General features: G+C 72.4%; 20 protein-coding genes and 1 tRNA gene. 14 read left to right on the top strand and 7 right to left on the bottom strand.

Going from position 1 to position 24,139, the window contains the following annotated elements; genetic code table 11:
* Window positions 1-181 precede the first annotated feature (181 nt).
* Window positions 182-1,528: a UDP-N-acetylglucosamine 1-carboxyvinyltransferase gene (gene murA, locus AC0VYN_RS31190; protein ID WP_475533670.1), complete on the bottom strand. Its 1,347-nt coding sequence runs from the start codon at window positions 1,526-1,528 to the stop codon at window positions 182-184.
* Window positions 1,529-1,761: 233 nt separating this feature from the next.
* On the opposite strand from murA, the gene AC0VYN_RS31185 reads away from it, so the two are divergent.
* From AC0VYN_RS31185 to AC0VYN_RS31145, 9 genes are all read left to right on the top strand, one after another.
* A complete protein-coding gene (locus AC0VYN_RS31185) occupies window positions 1,762-2,334 on the top strand; it encodes a YqgE/AlgH family protein (RefSeq protein ID WP_475533669.1) in 573 nt (190 codons plus the stop codon).
* 30 nt (window positions 2,335-2,364) lie between these two features.
* On the top strand, window positions 2,365-2,649 hold the full coding sequence (locus AC0VYN_RS31180; protein ID WP_171991040.1) for a DUF3039 domain-containing protein: 285 nt from the start codon (window positions 2,365-2,367) through the stop codon (window positions 2,647-2,649).
* A 206-nt stretch (window positions 2,650-2,855) separates the two neighbouring features.
* The gene (locus tag AC0VYN_RS31175; RefSeq protein ID WP_475533668.1) at window positions 2,856-4,154 is read left to right on the top strand and encodes an extracellular solute-binding protein; all 1,299 of its coding nucleotides are present in this window, start codon (window positions 2,856-2,858) and stop codon (window positions 4,152-4,154) included.
* A complete protein-coding gene (locus tag AC0VYN_RS31170; protein ID WP_475533667.1) occupies window positions 4,151-5,143 on the top strand; it encodes a carbohydrate ABC transporter permease in 993 nt (330 codons plus the stop codon). Before AC0VYN_RS31175 ends, AC0VYN_RS31170 begins: the two co-directional genes overlap by 4 nt.
* The gene (locus tag AC0VYN_RS31165; RefSeq protein ID WP_386919928.1) at window positions 5,140-5,985 is read left to right on the top strand and encodes a carbohydrate ABC transporter permease; all 846 of its coding nucleotides are present in this window, start codon (window positions 5,140-5,142) and stop codon (window positions 5,983-5,985) included. Before AC0VYN_RS31170 ends, AC0VYN_RS31165 begins: the two co-directional genes overlap by 4 nt.
* Before the next feature lies 1 nt (window position 5,986).
* Window positions 5,987-7,600: a beta-N-acetylhexosaminidase gene (locus AC0VYN_RS31160; protein WP_475533666.1), complete on the top strand. Its 1,614-nt coding sequence runs from the start codon at window positions 5,987-5,989 to the stop codon at window positions 7,598-7,600.
* 232 nt (window positions 7,601-7,832) lie between these two features.
* A complete protein-coding gene (locus tag AC0VYN_RS31155; protein WP_475533665.1) occupies window positions 7,833-8,726 on the top strand; it encodes an FAD binding domain-containing protein in 894 nt (297 codons plus the stop codon).
* On the top strand, window positions 8,723-10,681 hold the full coding sequence (locus AC0VYN_RS31150) for a (2Fe-2S)-binding protein (protein WP_475533664.1): 1,959 nt from the start codon (window positions 8,723-8,725) through the stop codon (window positions 10,679-10,681). The genes AC0VYN_RS31155 and AC0VYN_RS31150 overlap by 4 nt, the downstream gene beginning before the upstream one ends.
* The gene (locus tag AC0VYN_RS31145) at window positions 10,678-12,990 is read left to right on the top strand and encodes a xanthine dehydrogenase family protein molybdopterin-binding subunit (RefSeq protein WP_475533663.1); all 2,313 of its coding nucleotides are present in this window, start codon (window positions 10,678-10,680) and stop codon (window positions 12,988-12,990) included. The genes AC0VYN_RS31150 and AC0VYN_RS31145 overlap by 4 nt, the downstream gene beginning before the upstream one ends.
* A gap of 82 nt (window positions 12,991-13,072) precedes the next feature.
* Here the strand turns inward: AC0VYN_RS31145 and AC0VYN_RS31140 are convergent.
* Window positions 13,073-13,147 (bottom strand) — tRNA-Cys (locus tag AC0VYN_RS31140).
* Between the two features lie 207 nt (window positions 13,148-13,354).
* Between AC0VYN_RS31140 and AC0VYN_RS31135 the strand changes: the two genes are divergently transcribed.
* The 4 genes from AC0VYN_RS31135 (at window position 13,355) to AC0VYN_RS31120 (ending at window position 18,603) form a co-directional block, all read left to right on the top strand.
* Window positions 13,355-14,812, top strand: coding sequence for an MFS transporter (locus AC0VYN_RS31135; protein WP_475533662.1), 1,458 nt, complete (start codon window positions 13,355-13,357; stop codon window positions 14,810-14,812).
* Between the two features lie 162 nt (window positions 14,813-14,974).
* The gene (locus AC0VYN_RS31130; protein WP_475533661.1) at window positions 14,975-16,771 is read left to right on the top strand and encodes a DEAD/DEAH box helicase; all 1,797 of its coding nucleotides are present in this window, start codon (window positions 14,975-14,977) and stop codon (window positions 16,769-16,771) included.
* Between the two features lie 302 nt (window positions 16,772-17,073).
* A complete protein-coding gene (locus AC0VYN_RS31125; protein WP_385461467.1) occupies window positions 17,074-17,724 on the top strand; it encodes an IclR family transcriptional regulator in 651 nt (216 codons plus the stop codon).
* 87 nt (window positions 17,725-17,811) lie between these two features.
* Entirely contained in the window at window positions 17,812-18,603 is a 792-nt protein-coding gene (locus tag AC0VYN_RS31120; RefSeq protein ID WP_451688205.1) for a S16 family serine protease, read from the top strand.
* Window positions 18,604-18,610: 7 nt separating this feature from the next.
* Here the strand turns inward: AC0VYN_RS31120 and AC0VYN_RS31115 are convergent, their stop codons facing one another.
* The 5 genes from AC0VYN_RS31115 to AC0VYN_RS31095 are packed head-to-tail and all read right to left on the bottom strand — an operon-like array spanning window position 18,611 to window position 22,855.
* Entirely contained in the window at window positions 18,611-19,576 is a 966-nt protein-coding gene (locus tag AC0VYN_RS31115) for a glycine betaine ABC transporter substrate-binding protein (protein ID WP_475533660.1), read from the bottom strand.
* Window positions 19,573-20,430: an ABC transporter permease gene (locus tag AC0VYN_RS31110; protein ID WP_475533659.1), complete on the bottom strand. Its 858-nt coding sequence runs from the start codon at window positions 20,428-20,430 to the stop codon at window positions 19,573-19,575. Before AC0VYN_RS31110 ends, AC0VYN_RS31115 begins: the two co-directional genes overlap by 4 nt.
* On the bottom strand, window positions 20,427-21,701 hold the full coding sequence (locus tag AC0VYN_RS31105; protein WP_475533658.1) for an ABC transporter ATP-binding protein: 1,275 nt from the start codon (window positions 21,699-21,701) through the stop codon (window positions 20,427-20,429). Before AC0VYN_RS31105 ends, AC0VYN_RS31110 begins: the two co-directional genes overlap by 4 nt.
* A complete protein-coding gene (locus tag AC0VYN_RS31100) occupies window positions 21,694-22,341 on the bottom strand; it encodes an ABC transporter permease (RefSeq protein ID WP_475533657.1) in 648 nt (215 codons plus the stop codon). Before AC0VYN_RS31100 ends, AC0VYN_RS31105 begins: the two co-directional genes overlap by 8 nt.
* Window positions 22,342-22,369: 28 nt before the next feature.
* Window positions 22,370-22,855, bottom strand: a complete 486-nt coding sequence (locus AC0VYN_RS31095) for an Lrp/AsnC family transcriptional regulator (RefSeq protein WP_475533656.1) — start codon at window positions 22,853-22,855, stop codon at window positions 22,370-22,372.
* 126 nt (window positions 22,856-22,981) lie between these two features.
* On the opposite strand from AC0VYN_RS31095, the gene hppD reads away from it, so the two are divergent.
* Window positions 22,982-24,127, top strand: a complete 1,146-nt coding sequence (hppD, locus tag AC0VYN_RS31090; protein WP_475533655.1) for a 4-hydroxyphenylpyruvate dioxygenase — start codon at window positions 22,982-22,984, stop codon at window positions 24,125-24,127.
* Window positions 24,128-24,139: the final 12 nt, after the last annotated feature.

The following is a 24,139-nucleotide window of genomic DNA, read 5'->3' as shown; positions in this document are numbered from 1 at the left end:
CGGACCGTTCGGTCGGACTGCGGTCGTCTCGCGGCTGCGGGTCGGTTGCGGCTGGTCGCGCCCGCGCGGCGGAGCCGCACATCGATACAGCCCCGCGCCCCTTCCGGGGCGCACCACGCAACGCCGATGGGGCGGTCACCCGAGTCCGGGTGACCGCCCCATCGGCGTTGTCGGCCGCTGTCTAGCCGAGCGCCTTGCCCGGCAGCTCGACCTTGGCGCCCAGTTCCACGAGCTTCTCCATGAAGTTCTCGTAGCCCCGGTTGATCAGGTCGATGCCGTGGACCCGGGACGTGCCCTGGGCCGCGAGGGCGGCGATGAGGTAGGAGAAGCCGCCGCGCAGGTCCGGGATGACCAGGTCGCCGCCCTCCAGCTTGGTCGGTCCTGAGACGACGGCCGAGTGGAGGAAGTTGCGCTGGCCGAAGCGGCAGTGGGAGCCGCCGAGGCACTCGCGGTAGAGCTGGATGTGGGCGCCCATCTGGTTGAGCGCGGAGGTGAAGCCGAGCCGCGACTCGTAGACCGTCTCGTGGACGATGGACAGGCCCGTGGCCTGCGTCAGGGCGACCACCAGGGGCTGCTGCCAGTCGGTCTGGAAGCCGGGGTGCACGTCCGTCTCCAGGGCGATGGACTTCAGCTGACCGCCCGGGTGCCAGAAGCGGATGCCCTCGTCGTCGATCTCGAAGGCGCCGCCCACCTTCCGGTAGGTGTTCAGGAACGTCATCATCGAGCGCTGCTGGGCGCCGCGGACGTAGATGTTCCCCTCGGTCGCCAGCGCCGCGGACGCCCAGGAGGCGGCCTCCAGGCGGTCGGACAGCGCACGGTGGGTGTAGCCGCCGAGCCGGTCCACACCGGTGATGCGGATCGTGCGGTCGGTGTCCATCGCGATGATCGCGCCCATTTTCTGCAGGACGCAGATCAGGTCCTCGATCTCCGGCTCCACGGCGGCGTTGGACAGCTCCGTGACGCCCTCGGCGAGCACCGCCGTGAGGAGCACCTGCTCCGTCGCGCCGACGGACGGGTACGGCAGGTTTATCTTCGTGCCGCGCAGCCGCTGCGGGGCCTCCAGGTACTGGCCGTCCGCGCGCTTCTCGATCTTCGCGCCGAACTGCCGCAGCACGTCGAAGTGGAAGTCGATGGGCCGGCCGCCGATGTCGCAGCCGCCCAGGCCGGGGATGAACGCGTGCCCGAGGCGGTGCAGCAGCGGGCCGCAGAACAGGATGGGGATGCGCGACGAGCCCGCGTGGGCATCGATGTCGGCGACGTTCGCGCTCTCCACGTGGGTGGGGTCGAGGACCAGCTCGCCGGGCTCCTCGCCCGGGCGGACCGTGACCCCGTGCAGCTGCAGCAGGCCGCGCACGACCCGCACGTCGCGGATGTCCGGCACGTTGCGCAGCCGGCTCGGCGCACTGCCCAGCAGGGCGGCGACCATGGCCTTCGGCACGAGGTTCTTCGCACCGCGGACCCGGATCTCGCCCTCCAGCGGGGTTCCGCCGTGGACAAGCAGTACGTCATCAGCGCCGTTGACGGTCATGAATCTCGCGTTCCGTGGGGTGGGGCAGGGGCCAGAAGGGAAAGGGTAGTCGCCCCGGACCCCCCTTCAGTAAGCCCGAGGAGGGTCCGGCAGCGTCATAGGTGTGTCACAACACGAAGGGTCCCGCGCCGGGCACGTGCGGTCACCGGACGGGGCGCGCGCGAAGTGCCTGTTCACTCCCGTGCCCCCGATTGCCTCCCCATGGAAGGGGAACATGCGGGATCATGTCTGGCATGACCGAGGTGTCCTCGCTCACAGGGCGGTTGCTCGTGGCAACGCCCGCCCTGGCGGACCCGAACTTCGAGCGTGCGGTGGTGCTCCTCCTCGACCACGACGAGGAGGGCTCCCTCGGTGTCGTCCTCAACCGTCCCACCCCGGTCGGCGTGGGCGACATCCTGGACGGCTGGGCGGACTTCGCCGGTGAGCCCGGGGTCGTCTTCCAGGGCGGCCCGGTGTCGCTGGACTCCGCCCTCGGGGTCGCCGTCGTTCCCGGCGGCGCGGCCGGGGAGGCGGCTCCGCTGGGCTGGCGCAGGGTCCACGGCGCGATCGGCCTGGTCGACCTGGAGGCGCCGCCGGAGCTGCTGGCCCCCGCCCTGGGGGCCCTGCGGATCTTCGCCGGATACGCCGGCTGGGGGCCGGGTCAGCTGGAGGACGAGGTCACGGAGGGCGCCTGGTACGTGGTGGAGTCCGAGCCGGGCGACATCTCCTGCCCGTCGCCCGAGCGGCTGTGGCGCGAGGTGCTGCGCCGCCAGCGCGGTGAACTGGCGATGGTGGCGACGTATCCGGACGACCCTTCGCTCAACTGAAGCGTGTGAGCTTCAGTACCCTTGGCGGTTATGAGCACTCTCGAGCCCGAGCGCGGGACTGGTACGGGAACCCTCGTAGAGCCGACGCCACAGGTGTCCCACGGCGACGGCGACCACGAGCGCTTCGCCCATTACGTCCAGAAGGACAAGATCATGGCGAGCGCCCTCGACGGCACGCCCGTCGTGGCGCTGTGCGGCAAGGTGTGGGTACCGGGACGTGACCCGAAGAAGTACCCCGTGTGTCCCATGTGCAAGGAGATCTACGAGTCCATGAGCGCCGGTGGCGACCAGGGCAAGGGCGGCGACAAGAAGTAGCAGCCCCGCCCGACCGAACCTTCCGAGGCCCCCGGAGCGTGCCCGCGCGCGCTCCGGGGGCTTTCGCATGTCCGGGGGCCCTCGCGGGTCACGAAGTGGTGGAGACCTCTTGTGGACATGTTCATGTACTCCATAACCTCCTGGGTGTTGTGCAGAGCGAAACCGTCATTGCATATGTTGCAACGCACGTCCGGAGGAACAACTCCATGAAGCTCTCCCCCCGGCTGGCCGTCCTGCTGGCCGCCACCGCCGTCGTCACCGCGGCCTGCGCCCCGCAGACGTCCGACAACTCCTCCTCCGGCAAGGACGAGAAGAGCGGCACCCTGCGCGTCTGGCTCTTCCAGGAGGTCAACAACAAACCCAAGGAACAGGTCGTCGACCAGGTCCTCGCCGGCTTCCGGAAGGCCCACGAGGACACGAAGGTCTCCGTCGAGTACATCCCCGTCGAGACCCGCGCCCAGCGCATCAAGGCCGCCTTCAACGATCCGAAGAGCGCCCCCGACGTCATCGAGTACGGCAACACCGACACCGCCGGCTACGTGAAGGACGGCGGACTCGCCGACGTCACCGAGGAGTTCGGCGCCTGGGACGAGGCCAAGGACACCGACCCGACCGCCCGCCAGTCGGTCACCGTGGACGGCAAGGTCTACGGCGCCCCGTACTTCGTCGGCGTCCGCGCCCTGTACTACCGCACCGACGTCTTCGACGAACTGGGGCTGAAGCCCCCCACGTCGCTCGAGGAGCTGGCGTCCACCGCGAAGACGGTCCGCGCCGCGAAGCCCGGCATGTACGGCATCGCGGTCGGCGGCGCCTACACCTACGGTGCGATGCCCTTCATCTGGGCCAACGGCGGCGAACTCGCCACCGGCAAGGGCGGCTCGTACGCCTCGGCGATCGACAGCCCCGCCGCCCGCAAGGGCGTCGAGGAGTACACGTCCCTCTTCGGTGACGACAACTGCCCGGCCGCCAAGTGCGCCGGCATGGGCGGCAACGACACCGTCACCGCGTTCGCCTCCGGCAAGGCGGCCATGGCGATCGGCGGCGACTTCAGCCACCAGGCCGTGGAGGCCGGCTCGGTCAAGGGCAAGTACGCGGTCGTGCCGCTGCCGGGCGTGAAGCCCGGCTCGATCGCCCCGGCCTTCGCGGGCGGCAACAACATCGGCGTCCTCAAGAGCACCTCGCACCGCTCCCTCGCCGTCGACCTGATGCAGCGGCTCGCGTCGAAGCAGGCGCAGGGTGAGCTGTTCGACGCGATGGGCTTCCTGCCGACCTTCGCGGACGTGCGGCAGCAGGTCGCGGCCAAGGAGCCGTTCGTGAAGCCGTTCGTCGACACCCTCGCCGCGGGCACGAAGTTCGTCCCGGCGTCGGCCGCGTGGGCGACGATCGACTCGTCGCTGGTGCTGCCGACCATGTTCCAGGAGGTGGTCAGCGGCAAGAAGGACGCCGACGCCGCCACGGGGGACGCGGCGAAGAAGATGAACGACGCGTTCGGCTCCGCGGGATGACGGTGTCGTCCTCCGGCGCGGACGGTGCGGTGCGTACGCGGGTGACGGTGCGTCGTGGTCCCTCGCGCCCGCTCGGCGGTAGCCGCAAGTCCGGTACGGACCCGCGCCCCTTCGGGCGCGGGTCCGGCACGCCCTGGCTGTATCTCGCCCCCGCTCTCGTCGTCCTCGGCGGGTTGCTCGTCTACCCCGTGTACCAGCTCGGGCTGATCTCCTTCCTGGAGTACACGCAGGCCCAGGTCAGCGGTGGGGAACCGACGACCTTCCAGGGCTTCGGGAACTACGCCGAGCTGTTCCGGGACGAGGAGTTCTGGCGGGTGCTGGGCGCCACCGTCGTGTTCGCCGCCGCCTGCGTCGTCTCCACGCTGGCGGTCGGCTGCGCGCTCGCCGTGCTGCTCACCCGGATACGGGCGCTGCCCCGGCTCGCGCTCATGCTGGCGGCCCTGGGCGCCTGGGCGACCCCGGCGGTCACCGGGTCGACGGTCTGGCTGCTGCTGTTCGACCCGGACTTCGGGCCGGTCAACCGGATGCTGGGCCTCGGCGACCACTCATGGACGTACGGGCGCTACAGCGCCTTCCTGCTCGTCCTGCTCGAAGTGGTCTGGTGCTCCTTCCCGTTCGTCATGGTCACCGTCTACGCGGGCATCCGCGCAGTCCCCGCCGAGGTGCTGGAGGCCGCCGCGCTCGACGGGGCCTCGCAGTGGCGGATCTGGCGCTCGGTGCTGGCGCCGATGCTCCGTCCGATCCTCGTGGTCGTGACGATCCAGTCGGTCATCTGGGACTTCAAGGTCTTCACCCAGATCTACGTCATGACGAACGGCGGCGGCATCGCCGGCCAGAACCTCGTCCTCAACGTCTACGCCTACCAGAAGGCGTTCGCGTCCTCGCAGTACAGCCTCGGCTCGGCGATCGGCGTCGTGATGCTGCTGATCCTGCTCGCCGTGACGCTGGTCTACCTGCGGCTGCTGCGCCGCCAGGGGGAGGAGCTGTGAATCTTCCGCGCGCGCGGGTGCGCCGTCCGTGGCGGCTGGCGGCCGAGGCCTCGGCGCTGCTGATCGCCGTCGTGGTGGCCTTCCCGCTGTACTGGATGGTGCTGAGCGCCTTCAAACCGGCCGGGGAGATCGAGTCGAGCGAGCCGCGGCCGTGGACGCTGACGCCGACGCTGGATTCCTTCCGGCGGGTCTTCGGGCAGCAGGAATTCGGCCGGTACTTTCTCAACAGCCTGATCGTGGCGGGCACCGTCGTGATCGCCTCGGCGCTCATCGCGTTCCTCGCGGCGACCGCGGTGACCCGTTTCCGATTCCGTTTCCGGACCACCCTGCTGATCATGTTCCTGGTGGCCCAGATGGTGCCGGTGGAGGCGCTCACCATCCCGCTGTTCTTCCTCATGCGGGACTTCGGCCAGCTGAACACGCTGGGTTCGCTGATCCTGCCCCACATCGCCTTCTCGCTGCCCTTCGCGATCTGGATGCTGCGGGGCTTCGTGAAAGCGGTGCCGGAGGCACTGGAGGAGGCCGCCTGCATCGACGGCGCGAGCCGGTCGCGCTTTCTGTGGCAAATCCTTTTCCCGCTGGTCTTCCCGGGGCTCGTGGCGACCAGTGTCTTCTCCTTCATCTCGACCTGGAACGACTTCCTGTTCGCCAAGTCGTTCATCATCAGCGACACCTCCCAGTCGACGCTGCCGATGGCGCTGCTGGTCTTCTACAAACCGGACGACCCCGACTGGGGCGGTGTCATGGCGGCCTCCACCGTGATGACGATTCCGGTGCTGGTCTTCTTCGTACTCGTGCAACGACGACTCGTCTCCGGACTCGGCGGAGCGGTAAAGGACTGACGTGACGGACGTGATTCCCCAGCCACGGCAGGTGACGCCCCGGGAGGGCGCGTTCCTCGAGCTCGGCCCGGACACCGGCATCGCGGCGGCCGACGGCACCGGGTCCACCGAGCGGTGGCTGCGGGCCACGCTGGGCGCGGCCACCGGCCTGCCGCTGGCCCCCGGCCCGGGCGACGCCGGCACCGTGCGGCTGTCCCTCGACGGCGACCTGGACGCCGAGGGCTACCGCCTCGTCGTCGCACCGGACGGCGTGGACCTCGCCGGCGGCTCTCCGGCGGGCCTCTTCTGGGGCGCCCAGACGCTGCGGCAACTGCTCGGCCCGGACGCCTTCCGGCGTGCCCCGCTGCCCGGGCGCCGGTGGCGGCTGCCACTGACGCGCGTCGAGGACGCGCCCCGCTTCCGCTGGCGCGGCCTCATGCTGGACGTCGCCCGGCACTTCATGCCCAAGGAAGGCGTCCTGCGTTACCTGGATCTGATGGCCGCGCACAAACTCAACGTCCTCCACTTCCACCTGACGGACGACCAGGGCTGGCGGATCGAGATCGAGCGGTACCCGGAACTCACCGGGACGGGTTCCTGGCGGGCGCGCACCAAATACGGGCACCGGGCGTCACCGCTGTGGGAGGACAAGCCGCACGGCGGCTTCTACACCCGGGACGACATCCGGGAGATCGTCGCCTACGCCGCCGAACGGCACATCACCGTCGTCCCCGAAATCGACGTGCCCGGGCACTCGCAGGCCGCCATCGCCGCGTATCCGGAACTCGGCAACACCGACGTCGTCGACACCGCCTCCCTCACCGTCTGGGACACCTGGGGCGTCTGCGAGAACGTCCTCGCCCCGACGGACGGGACCCTGCGCTTCTACGAGGGCGTGTTCGAGGAACTCCTGGAACTCTTCCCCTCGCAGTTCGTCCACGTCGGCGGCGACGAATGCCCCAAGGGACAGTGGCAGCGGTCGCCCGCCGCGCAGGCGCGCATCAGGGAACTCGGGCTCGCCGGCGAGGACGAACTCCAGGCGTGGTTCATCAAGCACTTCGACCGGTGGCTGACCGCGCGCGGGCGCAGGCTCATCGGCTGGGACGAGATCCTCGAGGGCGGACTGGCCGAGGGCGCGGCCGTGTCGTCCTGGCGCGGGTACGCCGGCGGGGTCGCCGCCGCGCGCGCCGGACACGACGTGGTCATGTGCCCTGAGCAGCAGGTGTACTTGGACCACCGGCAGGCCGCGGGCGAGGACGAGCCCGTTCCGATCGGTTTCGTGCGCACCCTGGAGGACGTCTACCGGTTCGAACCGGTTCCGCCGGAGCTGACGCCCGAGGAGGCCGCACACGTGCTCGGCACCCAGGCGAACGTGTGGACGGAGGTGATGGAGACCCAGGCGCGCGTGGACTACCAGGTCTTCCCGCGGCTCGCCGCCTTCGCCGAGGTCGCCTGGAGCGCCCTGCCCGCCCCGGACGAACGGGACTTCGACGCCTTCGAACAGCGGATGGCCGCCCACTACAGGCGGCTCGACGCCCTGGGCGTCGCCTACCGGCCGCCCGGCGGCCCCCTGCCCTGGCAGCGGCGGCCCGGCGTGCTCGGCCGGCCGATCGACGGGCCGCCGCCCAACAAGTAGGAAGAACGCCCCGGAACGTCACGGAAGAGTGGCAACTCGCGCGCACCGCCGGCCGACGGCGATCCCGTACGAAACGGGCCATCTCGTCGGCGAGGTGGGCGAATGCCTCCTAGCGGACCCCCGCGTTCGGGCCCTGCGAAGATGTGCCAGAGTTGCCACGTCCGCCCTGTCAGGTCGTACCGTACGGCAACACGGGCGGGACCAGGTGGGACAGCGGGAAGGGGCAGTCGGGTTGACCACGCACGCACCGCAGGCGGCGCAGGCCGTCACGCTGCCCGCGACACTGGACGAGGCCGTGGCGGCGCTCGCGGCCATGCCGGCCGCCGTGCCGGTGGCGGGCGGCACCGACCTGATGGCCGCCGTCAACTCGGGGCAGCTCAGGCCCGCCGCGCTGGTCGGCCTCGGCCGGATCAACGAGATCCGCGGCTGGCAGTACCAGGACGGTCACGCGCTGCTCGGCGCCGGGCTCACGCACGCCCGCATGGGCCGCCCCGACTTCGCGGCCCTCATCCCGGCGCTCGCCGCCGCCGCGCGCGCCGCCGGCCCGCCGCAGATCCGCAACGCGGGCACCCTGGGCGGCAACATCGCCTCCGCCGCCCCCACCGGGGACGCGCTGCCCGTGCTGGCCGCGCTGGAGGCGACGCTGATCATCGCGGGCCCGGGCGGGGTCCGCCGCGAGGTTCCGGTCTCGCACCTGCTGGCCGGCATGGAGATGCTCCGCGCGGGCGAGCTCATCGGCTTCGTGCGCGTGCCGCTGCTGCACGCGCCGCAGGTCTTCCTCAAGGCGACCGGCCGCACCGGGCCGGGGCGCGCGATGGCGTCCGTGTCCCTGGTGCTCGACCCCGGCCGGCGCGGCGTGCGCTGCGCGGTCGGCGCCATCGCGCCGATGCCGCTCCGGCCCCTGGAGGCCGAGCAGTGGGTGGCCTCGCTCATCGACTGGGACAACGGCCGCGCGATCGTCCCGGAGGCCCTGAGCGCCTTCGGCGAGTACGTCGCCGCCGCCTGCATCCCCGACGCGGCCCCGGCCGAGGACGGCTCCGTGCCGCAGCTTCCGCCCGCCGTACTGCACCTGCGGCGCACCGTCGCCGCGCTGGCCCGACGAGCACTGGGGAGGGCGCTGTCGTGACCGACGACCAGCACGGAGAGGGCACGCCCCGGAACGGCGGACGCTGGGACCCGCTGCCCCAGGGCGACTACGACGACGGCGCGACCGCCTTCGTGAAGCTCCCCGAGGGCGGCATCGACGCGCTGATGGCCTCGGCCGACAGCCCGCTCGCCGCGCCCGGGCACGGTTACGTGCCGCCGCAGATCACGGTCGCGCCCGCCACCACGGCCGGGACCGACCCGGCCGTCACCGGCAGCTGGACAATGCCGGCCGCCCCCGCCGACGGCGCGCAGTGGCACACCCCGGACGCCGCCGGGGAGCAGCACGGCGCCCACGGGCACGACCCGCAGCAGCACCCGGGACACCAGGAGCACGCCGGGTATGCCCAGCAGGACCCCTACGGCCAGGCCGCGGGGTACGGCGCGGGACACGACGACCGGTTCACGTACCACCCGGGTGCCACCGGGCAGTGGGCGTTCCCCGACGCCGCCCAGGACGACGCGGCGGCGTCTGCCGGACCGGGGCACGAGGCGCCCGGCCAGGACGTCACCGGGCAGTGGTCCATCCCCGTGGCCGGCGGCGACCTCCCGGACGAGTCGGGCGAGTTCACCGCGTCGGCGCTGGCCGAGCAGTGGGGCGGCACCGCACCGGCCACGCTCCCCGGCGGCGCCCCGGCGCCCTGGGCCTCCCAGCCGTGGGCCCAGGGGCCGGCCGAGCCGGACGGGACCGGCGACGGCCGCGCCGCCGAGCCCGCGCCCGCCACGGCGGCGTACCCGGATGCGCCCGAGGATCCCACCGCCGTGACCGGGCCGCCGGCTTCCGCGCGGGACGAGGCGGCGACCGGCGCCGACGCGACCGGCGATGAGGCGACCGACGGGACGGACCTCGACGGGACGGGCCCCGACGGGACGGCCGCCGACGAGTCGCACCTCGACGAGACGCACCCCGACGGGGCGCCCTCCGGCGAGGAGGCGGCCGACGAGACCGTGACCGCTGTGACCGGTGAGGCGCCGGAGGCCGAGGAGGCCCCTGAGGGCCCCGCTGAGCCCTCCGCGGCGCCCGCCGGGGACGAGGAGACGGAACCCGGCGCCGAGGCCCCCGAGGGCGCCCTCACGCACGCGGACCCGGTGGCCGCGCCCGCGGCGGAGGACGAGCCGCGCCCGGAGCCCCCGGCGGACCCCGTCGGCCCGCACGAGGAGCATCCCCTCGCCTCGTACGTGCTCCGCGTCAACGGCGCCGACCGCCCCGTCACCGACGCCTGGATCGGCGAGTCCCTGCTGTACGTGCTGCGCGAGCGCCTCGGCCTCGCGGGCGCCAAGGACGGCTGCTCGCAGGGGGAGTGCGGGGCCTGCAACGTCCAGGTCGACGGACGGCTCGTCGCCTCCTGCCTGGTCCCGGCCGTCACCTCCGCCGGCAGCGAGGTGCGCACCGTCGAGGGCCTGGCCGCCGACGGGCAGCCCTCGGACGTGCAGCGGGCGCTCGCCCGGTGCGGGGCGGTGCAGTGCGGTTTCTGCGTGCCCGGCATGGCGATGACCGTGCACAACCTCCTGGAGGGCAACCCCGCGCCGACCGACCTGGAGGCCCGGCAGGCCCTGTGCGGCAACCTGTGCCGCTGCTCGGGCTACCGGGGCGTCCTGGAGGCGGTCAGGGAGGTCGTCGCCGAGCGCGGGGCCCACGCCGCCGACGCGGCCGAGGCGGCCGCCGACGAGCCCCGCATCCCGCACCAGGCGGGCCCGGGCGCCGGTGGCGTCCACGCCTCGGCGTTCGAGTCCCCGGGTCCGCCCGGTACACCGGACGCACCGCACGACGGGCCCCACGACGACCGCTCCTACGGTGATCAGCCCTACGGCGACCAGCCCTACGAGGATCAGCCCTACGGCGACCAGCCCTACGAGGATCAGCCCTACGAGGACCAGCCCTACGGCGACCAGCCCTACGGGGACCGGCCCCACGGCCAGGACGGAGGCCACGCGTGAGCAACGAAGCCGCCACCGCCGAGGCCGCGGGGACGGCGGAGGCCGCCCCCGCCCCCGAGCCGGTCCCGCACGGCCTCGGCGTCTCCCTGCCGGCCGCCGACGCCCGCGCCAAGACGGAGGGCACGTTCCCGTACGCCGCCGACCTGTGGGCCGAGGGCCTGCTGTGGGCGGCCGTCCTGCGCTCACCGCACCCGCACGCGCGCATCGTGTCCATCGACACCACTCACGCGCGCGAGATGCCCGGCGTGCGCGCCGTCGTCACGCACGAGGACGTGCCCGGCAGCCCGCTGCACGGCCGCGGCCGGGCCGACCGCCCGGTGTTCGCCTCCGACGTCGTGCGCCACCACGGCGAGCCCATCGCCGCCGTCGCCGCGGACCACCCGGACACCGCGCGGATGGCCGCCGCCGCCGTCATCGTCGAGTACGAGGTGCTCGACCCGGTGACCGACCCCGAGCAGGCCTTCGAGGCCGAGCCGCTGCACCCCGACGGCAACCTGATCCGGCACATCCCGCTGCGGCACGGCGACCCGGAGGCGGCGGGCGAGATCGTCGTCGAGGGCCTGTACCGCATCGGCCGCCAGGACCCGGCCCCGATCGGCGCCGAGGCGGGCCTCGCGGTGCCGCGGCCCGACGGGGGAGTGGAGCTGTACCTGGCCTCCACCGACCCGCACGGCGACCGGGACACGGCCGCCGCGTGCTACGGCCTCGAGCCCGAACGGGTGAAGATCGTCGTCACCGGTGTGCCCGGCGCCACCGCCGACCGCGAGGACCAGGGCTTCCAGCTTCCGCTCGGCCTGCTGGCGCTGCGGACCGGCTGCCCCGTCAAGCTGACCGCCACGCGCGAGGAGTCCTTCCTCGGCCACGCCCACCGCCACCCCACCCTCCTGCGCTACCGCCACCACGCGGACGCCGAGGGCCGCGTGGTCAAGGTCGAGGCGCAGATCCTGCTCGACGCGGGCGCCTACGCCGACACCTCCTCCGAGGCCCTGGCCGCCGCGGTGGCGTTCGCCTGCGGCCCGTACGTCGTCCCGAACGCCTTCATCGAGGGCTGGGCCGTGCGCACCAACAACCCGCCCTCCGGCCACGTCCGGGGCGAGGGCGCCATGCAGGTCTGCGCCGCGTACGAGGCGCAGATGGACAAGATCGCCAAGAAGCTCGGCCTGGACCCGGCCGAGGTGCGGATGCGCAACGTACTGGCCACCGGCGACGTGCTGCCCACCGGCCAGACGGTGACCTGCCCGGCGCCGGTCGCCGAACTCCTCCAGGCGGTACGGGACGTGCCGCTGCCCGCCCTGCCCAAGGACACCCCCGAGGACGAGTGGCTGCTGCCGGGCGGACCCGAGGGCGCGGGAGAACCGGGCGCGGTGCGCCGGGGCGTCGGCTACGGCATCGGCATGGTGCACATGCTGGGCGCCGAGGGCGCCGACGAGGTCTCCACGGCCACCGTGAAGGTCCAGGACGGCGTGGCGACGGTGCTGTGCGCGGCCGTCGAGACCGGCCAGGGCTTCACCACGCTGGCCCGGCAGATCGTGCAGGAGACGCTCGGCGTCGAGGAGGTGCACGTCGCGCCCGTCGACACCGACCAGCCCCCGGCCGGCGCGGGCTGCCGGGGCCGCCACACCTGGGTGTCGGGCGGCGCCGTGGAACGGGCGGCCAAGATGGTCCGCACCCAGCTCCTCCAGCCCCTGGCCCACCAGTTCGGGATGTCGACCGAACTGCTCCAGATCGCCGACGGCCGGATCACCTCGTACGACGGCGTGCTGTCGACCCCCGTCGCGGAGGCGCTGGACGGCAAGGAGCTGTGGGCCACCGCCCAGTGCCGCCCGCACCCGACCGAGCCGCTGGACGAGGCGGGCCAGGGCGACGCGTTCGTCGGCATGTCCTTCTGCGCGATCCGCGCGGTGGTGGACGTCGACATCGAGATCGGTTCCGTACGGGTGGTGGAGCTGGCCGTCGCGCAGGACGTGGGTCGGGTGCTGAACCCGGCCCAGCTGGCCGCGCGGATCGAGGCGGGCGTCACCCAGGGCGTCGGCATCGCGCTGACGGAGAACCTGCGCACCCCGCGCGGCCTGATCCGCCACCCCGACCTGACCGGCTACGCCCTGCCGACGGCGCTCGACGCCCCGGACATCCGGATCGTGAAGCTTGTCGAGGAGCGGGACGTGGTCGCGCCCTTCGGCGCGAAGGCGGTCAGCGCGGTGCCGGTGGTGGCCTCTCCGGCGGCCGTCGCCTCCGCCGTGCGCGCGGCCACGGGCCGCCCGGTCAACCGCCTCCCGATCCGCCCCCAGGCCGCGGTGGTCACCGGCTGAGCGGACGGCGGGGACGGCACGGACGACACGAAGGGCGGCACCCTCGCGGGGGCGCCGCCCTTCGTTCTGCCTCGTCAGGCAGTGGAGGCCGTGACGGGATTCGAACCCGTGTAACTCGCTTTGCAGGCGAGCCCCTGGGCCACTCGGGCACACGGCCGTGTTCCGGACTCCGTCGGTGTCCGTGCCGAACTCGGTGAACCGACCGTACGGCGGGGCGGGAGAGGGGCTCAAGGGATCCGCAGGGGCCGCAACGCGACTGCCACACGCCGTTCACGAACGGGGCGCGGTCGTACGACCAAGGTCCCGGTCCCGTACCGCCTCCCGACAGGGGTCAAAGTGTGCTGCGGACCTTACTCTGGCCTCCATGACCGTCCCTGACCCGCGCGACACCGATGTCGCGGATCCCGCCGGCCCCGCCCCGGCCACCGAGTTCGCCGTTCCCGCCGACACCGTGCTGGGCCGCGCCTACCGGGCGCTGAGCATCGGCATCGTCTCCGTCGTCGTGCTGATCGCCTTCGAGGCGACGGCGGTCGGCACGGCGATGCCGGTCGCGGCCCGGGAACTGGACGGGGTGTCGCTGTACGCGTTCGCGTTCTCGGCGTACTTCACGACCAGCCTGTTCGGCATGGTGCTGTCCGGTCAGTGGTCGGACCGGCGGGGCCCGCTGTCCCCGCTGACCTGCGGGATCGCCGCCTTCGCGGCCGGGCTGCTGCTGTCCGGGACGGCGGGCGCGATGTGGCTGTTCATCCTCGGGCGGGCCGTGCAGGGGTTCGGCGGCGGGCTCGTGATCGTCGCGCTGTACGTCGTCGTCGGGCGGGCCTACCCGGAGCGGCTGCGGCCCGCGATCATGGCGGCGTTCGCGGCGGGCTGGGTCGTGCCGTCCGTCGTCGGGCCGCTGGCCTCCGGCGCCGTCACCGAGCACCTCGGCTGGCGGTGGGTGTTCGTCGGCATACCGGTGCTGGTGGTGTTCCCGCTGGCACTCGCGCTGCCCCGGATACGCAGCCAGGCGTCCGGCCCGGTGGGGGGCGGGGAGGCGCCGGCCTCCTTCGACCGGCGCCGCATCCGCCTCGCCCTGGGCATCTCCCTGGGCGCCGGACTGCTCCAGTACGCCGCCCAGGACCTGCGCTGGATCTCGCTGCTGCCCGGCGCGGCGGGCGTGGCGCTGCTCGTCCCGGCCGTCCTCGGGCTGCTCCCGCGCGGTACCTACCGGGCGGCGCGCGGCCTGCCCTCCGTGGTCCTGCTGCGCGGCGTCGCCGCCGGGTCCTTCATCGCGGCCGAGTCGTTCGTGCCGCTGATGCTGGTCACGCAGCGGGGACTCAGCCCGACGCTGGCCGGGCTCTCGCTGGCGGCGGGCGGCGCGACCTGGGCGGCGGGCTCCTGGATCCAGTCCCGGCCCCGCACGGAGCCGTACCGGGACCGGCTGATGACGCTGGGCATGGTGCTGGTCGCGGCGGCCATCGCCACCGCCCCGAGCGTGCTGATCGACGCCGTGCCCGCCTGGACGGTGGCCGTGGCCTGGGGCTTCGGCTGCCTCGGCATGGGCCTGGTGATCTCCTCCACCAGTGTCCTGCTGCTCCAGCTCTCCGCCCCCGAGGAGGCCGGCGCCAACTCGGCCGCCCTCCAGATCTCCGACGGCCTGTCCAACGTGATCCTGCTGGCCGCCGGCGGAGCGGCCTTCGCGGCCCTCGGCGGCGGCACGGTGACCCACGCGGCGACGGAGACCACCGGCTCCCACCCGGCGGCCTTCGCCGCGGTCTTCCTCCCGATGGCCGCCGTGGCCCTGGCGGGAGCATGGGTGACGACGCGCCTGCGGGAGCGCTGATCCGCGAGCGGCCCGAGGGGGCGGCGGGACGATCGGGCCGGCTGTGACGTCCATCCCACCCGGGGGTGACCCGACCCGGTGCGCGCGTCGATCGCGGTGGCCCGCCGGTAGGGTGGCCCGGTTGTCATACGTGGCCGAGCCGTTCCAACCCCTTCGGAGACCGTGACTACCACCGCCAGCCCCAGCACCTCGCACCACCTCTCCCCGGCCTTCCCCGGCCGTGCCCCGTGGGGCACCGCCAACAAGCTGCGGGCCTGGCAGCAGGGGGCGATGGAGAAGTACCTCCAGGAGCAGCCCCGGGACTTCCTGGCGGTCGCCACTCCGGGGGCCGGAAAGACGACGTTCGCGCTGACGCTGGCGTCCTGGCTGCTGCACCACCACGTCGTCCAGCAGGTGACCGTGGTCGCGCCCACCGAGCACCTGAAGAAGCAGTGGGCGGAGGCCGCGGCCCGGATAGGCATCAGGCTGGACCCGGAGTACAGCGCGGGCCCGCTCAGCCGCGAGTACCAGGGCATCGCCATCACGTACGCCGGTGTCGGCGTCCGGCCCATGCTGCACCGCAACCGGGTCGAGCAGCGCAAGACCCTCGTGATCCTGGACGAGATCCACCACGCAGGTGACTCGAAGTCCTGGGGCGAGGCCTGCCTGGAGGCCTTCGAGCCGGCCACGCGGCGGCTCGCGCTGACCGGTACGCCGTTCCGGTCCGACACCAACCCGATCCCCTTCGTCACGTACGAGGAGGGCAACGACGGCATCCGCCGCTCCGCCGCCGACTACACCTACGGCTACGGCTCCGCGCTCGCCGACGGCGTCGTGCGCCCCGTCATCTTCATGAGCTACAGCGGCAACATGCGCTGGCGCACCAAGGCCGGCGACGAGATCGCCGCCCGGCTCGGCGAGCCCATGACCAAGGACGCCGTCAGCCAGGCCTGGCGCACCGCGCTGGACCCGCGCGGCGAGTGGATGCCCGCCGTGCTGCGCGCCGCCGACCAGCGGCTGACCGAGGTCAGGAAGGCCATCCCGGACGCCGGCGCCCTCGTCATCGCCGCCGACCAGGACTCCGCCCGCGCCTACGCCAAGCTGATCCGGGAGATCACCGGCAGCAAGGCCACCGTCGTGCTCTCCGACGACACCGGCGCCTCGAAGAACATCGACACGTTCAGCGCCGGCACCGACCGGTGGATGGTCGCCGTCCGCATGGTGTCCGAGGGCGTCGACGTGCCCCGCCTCGCGGTCGGCGTCTACGCCACGACGATCTCCACGCCGCTGTTCTTCGCGCAGGCCGTCGGCCGCTTCGTACGGTCCCGGCGGCGCGGCGAGACCGCCTCCGTGTTCCTGCCGACCGTGCCCGACCTGCTCACCTTCGCAGGCGAGATGGAGCGCGAGCGCGACCACGTCCTCGACAAGCCCAAGAAGGAGGGCGAGGAGGACCCGTACGCCGAGTCCGAGAAGGAGATGGACGAGGCGAACCGGGAGCAGGACGAGGACACCGGCGACCAGGACCAGCTGCCCTTCGAGGCGCTGGAGTCCGACGCGGTCTTCGACCGGGTCATGTACAACGGCGCCGAGTTCGGCATGCAGGCCCACCCGGGGAGCGAGGAGGAGCAGGACTACCTCGGCATCCCCGGACTGCTGGAGCCCGACCAGGTGCAGCTGCTGCTCCAGAAGCGGCAGGCCCGGCAGATCGCGCACAGCCGCAAGAAGCCCGACGACGAGGCCGACCTGCTCGAACTGCCCGCCGAGCGGCGCCCGGTCGTCTCGCACAAGGAGATGATGGAGCTGCGCAAGCAGCTCAACACCATGGTCGGTGCCTACGTCCACCAGAGCGGCAAGCCGCACGGTGTCATCCACACCGAACTGCGCCGCGTGTGCGGCGGCCCGCCCAGCGCCGAGGCCACCGTCGGGCAGCTCCGCCAGCGCATCGCCAAGGTGCAGGAGTGGGCCACGCGCATGAAGTGACACGGTGGCGCGAGGGAGCCACGGCGTGTGCTGTACGTATCGGGACAAACACGGTCGGTCTCCGCGGATTGCTGACCGGATTCTGGACGGAGCCTTCCGCTGAGCGGACCGGCTCGCTACTGTCCCGCTACGCACACGCCCCGTGGCAGCGCCGCCGCGGAGCGCAGCCGTGAAGCGACTGGGCCCGGGCACAAGGCCGGGCCGTCAGCCGATCGGCGGCCTCTGAAGCGCGTGACCGACGGGACTCGGTGACGCATCCGCCGCGAGGGGGCCGTCGACCTCACCACTAAGGAGTGGGCGTCGTGACCGCGGAGACCTCTCAGACGCTCGACCGGGGACTGCGGGTCCTCAAACTGCTGGCCGATACGGACCACGGGCTGACCGTCACCGAGCTGTCCCACAAACTGGGCGTCAACCGGACCGTCGTGTACCGGTTGCTCGCCACGCTGGAGCAGCACGCGCTCGTACGCCGTGACCTGGGCGGACGGGCCCGCGTCGGGCTGGGGGTGCTGGGGCTGGGCCGCCAGGTGCACCCGCTGGTGCGCGAGGCGGCGATGCCGGCGCTGCGGTCGCTGGCCGAGGACATCGGGGCGACGGCCCATCTGACGCTGGTGGACGGCGCGGAGGCGCTCGCCGTGGCCGTCGTCGAGCCGACCTGGACGGACTACCACGTGGCCTACCGGGCCGGGTTCCGGCACCCGCTGGAGCGGGGGGCCGCGGGGAAGGCGATCCTGTCGGCCCGGCAGCAGGTCGCCGTGGCGGAGCCGGGACCCGGGTACACGCTGACGCACGGGGAGCTGGAGGCGGGGGCGTGCGGGGCCGCGGCGCCGCTGCTCGGGGTGACGGGAGTGGAGGGCAGTGTGGGGGTCGTGATGCTGTCCGACGTGGTGCCGGAGCGGGTGGGGACGCGGGTGATGGAGGCGGCGCGGGAGGTGGCGGAGGCACTGCGGTGACGTGACATGGCCGCCGGCTGGGCGTGGCCGTCGGGCACCCGGCTGCCCGCAGCGGAGGTGGGGGTGGGGGCACGTTAGATTTGCCTCGTGCTCTCTCGTCTCACGCGGCCCAAGGCTGTGACCGTCTGCGCCCTGCCCGTCGTGGCGCTGTTCGCCACCGCGGTGTTCGCCCCCCTGCCCTTCGCCGTCGCCCAGCCGGGTTCGACGGCGAACGTGCTGAAGGAGTACCAGGGCGACGAGGTGATCACGATCTCGGGCGCGCCCACCCGGGACACCGAGGGCCAGCTGCGGATGACGACGATCGTGGCGACCGGCCCCGACACCCGGGTCTCGCTCGGCGACGTGCTGGGCAACTGGTTCGACACCGACCGGGCCGTCATGCCCCTGGACGCCGTCTACCCCGAGGGCGACGACGTCAAGGAGATCGAGAAGTACAACCTGGACCAGATGCGGGAGTCCCAGGACACGGCGACGACGGCCGCGCTGGACTACCTGAACCTCGACGCGTCCGGCATCGACGTCAAGCTGGATCTGGGGGACGTCGGCGGACCCAGCGCCGGCCTGATGCTCTCCCTCGGCATCGTCGACAAGCTGAAGGGCGACGGCCACGGGGGCGACCTGACCGGCGGCCGGAACATCGCCGGCACCGGCACGATCAGCGCCGGCGGCAAGGTCGGCGCGGTCGGCGGCGTGCCGCTGAAGACGCAGGCCGCCCGGCGGGACGGTGCCACCGTCTTCCTGGTGCCGGAGGCGGAGTGCTCGGACGCGCAGGCCGAGCTCCCCCAGGGACTGCGGCTGGTCCCGGTGACCTCCCTGAAGGGCGCGGTCGACGCGCTGCGGGCCCTGAGCACGGGCCAGGGACGGGTCCCCTCCTGCTGAGCGGCGCTCAGCCCCCCTTCACGAAGCCCTTCTCCTTCATCCAGTCCAGCGCCACCTGGTGCGGGTCCTGCCCGTCGACGTCGACCTTCGCGTTCAGGGTCTGCGCGACGTCGTTGTTCAGGGCCCTGGTGACGGGGGCGAGGACGGAGGCGATGGCCGGCCACTTCTTCAGGGTGGAGGTCCTGACCATGGGCGCCGCGTTGTAGTTCGGGAAGAACTTCCTGTCGTCCGCCATCACCACCAGGTTCATCGACTTGATCCGCCCGTCGGTGGTGAACACCTCGCCGTAGGTGCAGGTGCCCTTCGCGGTCTGCGTGTAGATGATGCCGGTGTCCATCTGGGTGATGTTGCGCTGCGGGATGCTCATCCCGTACGCCCGCTCCAGACCCGGCAGGCCGTCCGCGCGGTTGGCGAACTCGCCCTCCACGCACAGCGTCACGGCGCCGGGGTCCTTCTCGGCCAGCCCGGCCACCTGCGACATCGTCCGGGTGCGGTACTTGCGGTAGTTGGCCTGGTTCATCGCCAGCGCGTAGGTGTTGTTCATCGGTGCCGGCGGCAGCCACGTCAGCCCCTTCTTCGCGTCCGCGTCCCGCACCGCCTCCCACTGCCGCCGCGGATCCGGGATCGGCTTGCTGTTGCCGAGGTACGTGATCCAGGCGGTGCCCGTGTACTCGTAGGTCGCGTCCCCGTCGCCGTTCTCCACCGCCGCGCGGGTGCCGACGGAGCCCTGGATGCCGGTGCGGTCCAGTACGTTCGCGCCGGCCGCCTCGAAGGCGATGCCCATGATCGCGCCGAGGATCAGCTGCTCGGTGAACTCCTTGGAGACGACGGTGAGGTCGGCGCCCTCCAGGGGCAGGCCCCGCCCGATCGTGCCGGGATCGACGTCGTCCACCATGGGGGAGCCGCTGGTCAGGCCGCAGCCGGAGGCCGCCACCAGCACCGCCGCGGCCAGCAGGCCGGTACGCCGCCTCATGTGCCGACCTCCAGGCCGCGGGGGCGCAGCAGCACTTCGGCGAGCGAGGCCAGCCAGTCCACCAGCAGTGCCAGGGCGACGGTGAGGATCGAGCCCAGCACCAGCACCGGCATGCGCTGGCTGGTGATGCCGGTGGTGATCAGGACGCCCAGGCCGCCGCCGCCCCCGAACACGGCCAGCGTCGCCGTGCCGACGTTCAGCACGAGGGCGGTGCGCACCCCGGCCAGGATCAGCGGGACCGCCAGCGGCAGTTCCACCCGGGTGAGCACGCCCGTCGGGGACATGCCGATCCCGCGGGCCGCCTCCAGCAGCGTCGGGTCGTTGGCCTTCAGGCCCGCGATGGTGTTCGAGAGCACCGGCAGGATGGCGTAGACGATGATGCCGATCAGGGCCGACCGGCGGCCGATGCCGAGCCAGATCACCAGCAGGGCCAGCAGACCCAGCGCCGGCGTCGCCTGGCCCATGTTGGCGAACGCCATCGCCACCGGGGTGGCCTTCCGGAACATCCGGCGGGTCAGGAGGATCCCCAGCGGGATGGCGATGATCAGCACGAAGAAGGTCGAGATCACGGTGAGCTGGATGTGCTGCCACAGGGCCTTGGTGACGGCACCGCCCGCGAGGGCGTTCTCGCTGAGCGCGTCCAGCTCGGCCTGCCGGAACCACAGCCAGGTCACCAGCAGCACCACCACGAGCACCGCGGGCAGGACGGTCAGCTTCTGCCAGCTGATCCGCCGTGCGGTCCGGGCGGGCCCCGGCGGGCGCGGCCCCTGCTCCCCGCCGGCCTCGTCCGGGGCGGTGGGCGCCTCGCCGCCGCCGTGCCCGTCCTCGTCGCGGCGGCCCGTCGGTGACGTCACGCCTTCGCCGCCCCTCCGAAGCCCTCCTGCTCGGAATGGGTCCGCTCGGCCCGGGCCTCCTCCAGGTCGTGCCGGTGCTCCAGCGCGTCCAGCCGGTCCGCCTCCAGCAGCTCCTGCACGGAGGTCATCAGCGTCTCCATGTCGACGACGCCCGTGTATTCGCCCCGCCGCCCGGTGACCGCGACCCGCCCGGCGTTGTCGGTCAGCACCGCCTCCAGGGCGTCGCGCAGGGTCGCGTCCCGGGTCACCGTGTCGCTGACCAGCGTCCCGGCCCGCGCGAGCGAGGTCCTGGCCAGCATCAGGTCGCCGCGTCGCAGCCACTTGTACGGGCGGCCGCGCCGGTCCAGCAGCAGGATCTCGTTGGTGCCGCCGGTCCGCAGCCGGTCGAAGATGTGCTGGAGCGGGTCGTCCACGGTCGCCGTCGGGTAGTCGGTGATCTCCACGTCCCGCACCCGGGTCAGGTTCAGCCGCTTCAGCGCGGCCCCGGCGCCCACGAAACCGGAGACGAAGTCGTCGGCCGGGTTGGTGAGGATCGCCTCCGGGGTGTCGAACTGCGCGATGTGGGACTGCTCGCGCAGCACGGCGATCCGGTCGCCCAGCTTGATCGCCTCGTCGAAGTCGTGCGTGACGAAGACGATGGTCTTGTGCAGCTCGCGCTGGAGGCGGATCAGCTCGTCCTGGAGGTGGTCGCGGGTGATCGGGTCGACCGCGCCGAACGGCTCGTCCATCAGCAGGACCGGCGGATCCGCCGCCAGCGCCCGGGCCACGCCGACCCGCTGCTGCTGGCCGCCGGAGAGCTGGCGGGGATACCGGTCGCGGAACTCCCCGGGGTCCAGGCCGACCAGGTCGAGCATTTCCTCCACCCGGGACCGGATCCGCGCCTTCGGCCAGCCGGTCATGCGGGGCACCAGCGCGATGTTGTCGGCGACCGTCATGTGCGGGAAGAGCCCGGAGGACTGGATCGCGTACCCGACCTTCCGGCGCAGCTTCACCGGGTCGATGTCGGTGACGTCCTCGCCGCCGATGCGGATGCGTCCGCCGCTCGGCTCGATCAGCCGGTTGATCATCTTCAGGGTGGTGGACTTCCCGCAGCCCGAGGGGCCGACGAGGATCACCGTCTCGCCCGCCCCGATCTCCATGGAGACGTTGTCCACGGCGGGCAGGGGGCTGCCGGGATAGCGCTTGGTCAGGTTCTCCAACTCGATGGTCGCGCCCGTGGCACCCGCGGTGCCCGTCGGGTCGGCGGAGGTGGTCTCGGGCGTCTCAGACACGGATCCCCCGGGAGATGGTCAGCCGGCCCAGCAGGACGTAGGCGGCGTCGAACAGCAGGGCCAGGACGATGATGCCGAGCGTGCCCGAGAGGACCAGGTTGAGCGCGTTCTTGCTGCCCAGCGAGGCGATCCCGCGGAAGATCTCGTTGCCGAGGCCGGGCCCGGAGGCGAAGGCGGCGATCGCCGCGATGCCCATCAGCATCTGCGTCGACACCCGGATGCCGGTCAGGATCGGCGGCCAGGCCAGCGGCAGCTCCACCCTCAGCAGCCGCGCCGTCCGCGACATCCCGATGCCCCGGGCCGCCTCCACCAGCGCCGGGTCCACCCCGCGCAGCCCGACGATCGCGTTGCGCACGATGGGCAGCAGCCCGTACAGGGTCAGCGCGATCACCGTCGGCGGGACGCCCAGCCCGACGAGCGGGATCAGCAGGCCGATCATGGCCAGGGACGGAATGGTCAGGATGGTGGCGGTGCTGAGCGTCGCCAGGTTCCCCGCCCACTCGCTGCGATAGGTGGCGACGCCGATCAGCACCCCGAGCAGCGTGGCCACCACCATGCACTGGAAGACGGCGCTGGCGTGCTGGTAGGCGTCGGCGAGCAGTTGCTGGTGGCGGCTGCCGACGAACTCCCAGAAGTCCACGTCGGCTCACCTCCGGGTTCGGGCGGTCTCACTCACGTCGTCGGTCGTGGTCCTCGGCCGCCTGCTCCACCAGCGGGATGATCCGCAGCGGAACCGGGTTCTCCATCACGATCGCCGTGGCGGCCCGGACGATGCCATCAAAACCGACAACCCGGTCGATCACCCGCTGGAGATCGGCGTTCGAGCGGGCCACCAGCCGGCACAGCATGTCCCCGGTGCCGGTCGTGGTGTGCAGCTCCAGTACCTCCGGCACGCTCGCCAAGTGCGCCCGGACGTCGGCCCCTTGACCCTGCCGGATCTCCAGCGTCGCGAAGGCCGTCACCGGGTAGCCGAGCGCCGCCGGGTCCACCTCGGGCCCGAATCCGCGGATGACTCCGTTCGACTGAAGCCGGTCCAGCCGCGCCTGCGCCGTGCCGCGTGCCACCCCCAGCCGCCGGGACATCTCCAGCACCCCGATCCGGGGCTCCCGCGCCAGCAGCCCGATGATCCGCCCGTCCAGACGATCTATCCCCATCCCCGCGACCCTCCCGGCTGGTCATCCTGTACGGATCGCCCGCCACGACCGGTGTTCCACTGGGCAGGATGTCCAGTGAAGACGCAAACTATTGCGCACCTTGCGGACGCGGGAGACCCTGCGGCTATGACGCAGACCACACACCACACTCCCGACACCGCCCGGCAGGCCGACCCCTTCCCGGTCAAGGGAATGGACGCGGTCGTCTTCGCCGTGGGCAACGCCAAGCAGGCGGCGCACTACTACTCCACCGCCTTCGGCATGCGGCTGGTCGCCTACTCCGGACCGGAGAACGGCAGCCGCGAGACCGCTGCTTACGTCCTGGAGAACGGCTCCGCCCGTTTCGTGTTCACCTCGGTGATCAAGCCCTCCACCGAGTGGGGCCGCTTCCTCGCCCAGCACGTGGCCGAGCACGGCGACGGCGTCGTCGACCTCGCCATCGAGGTCCCGGACGCCCGCGCCGCCCACGCCTACGCCGTCGAGCACGGCGCCCGCTCGGTCGCCGAGCCGTACGAGGTCAAGGACGAGCACGGCACCGTCGTCCTCGCCGCCATCGCCACCTACGGCGAGACCCGCCACACGCTGGTCGAGCGCACCGGCTACGACGGCCCCTACCTGCCCGGCTACGCCGCCGCCGCGCCGATGGTCGAGCCGCCCGCGCAGCGCACCTTCCAGGCCGTCGACCACTGCGTCGGCAACGTGGAACTCGGCCGCATGAACGAGTGGGTCGGCTTCTACAACAAGGTCATGGGCTTCACGAACATGAAGGAGTTCGTGGGCGACGACATCGCCACCGAGTACAGCGCGCTGATGTCCAAGGTCGTCGCCGACGGCACGCTCAAGGTCAAGTTCCCGATCAACGAGCCCGCCGTCGCCAAGAAGAAGTCCCAGATCGACGAGTACCTGGAGTTCTACGGCGGCGCCGGCGTCCAGCACATCGCGCTGAACACCAACGACATCGTGCAGTCCGTGCGCACGATGAAGGCGGCCGGCGTCGAGTTCCTGGACACCCCCGACTCGTACTACGACACGCTCGGCGAGTGGGCCGGCGAGACCCGCGTCCCCGTCGAGATCCTCCGGGAACTGAAGATCCTCGTCGACCGCGACGAGGACGGCTACCTGCTGCAGATCTTCACCAAGCCCGTCCAGGACCGTCCGACGGTCTTCTTCGAGATGATCGAGCGGCACGGCTCGATGGGCTTCGGCAAGGGCAACTTCAAGGCCCTGTTCGAGGCGATCGAGCGCGAGCAGGAGAAGCGCGGCAACCTCTGACGGCCGCGAGCG

It is taken from the genome of Streptomyces sp. 63XJN7_1_ISO-PGPR-S23-121, assembly GCF_056173025.1.
Note: the sequence above shows the minus strand (reverse complement) of the source record. Positions and strands in the feature narration are given on the sequence as shown.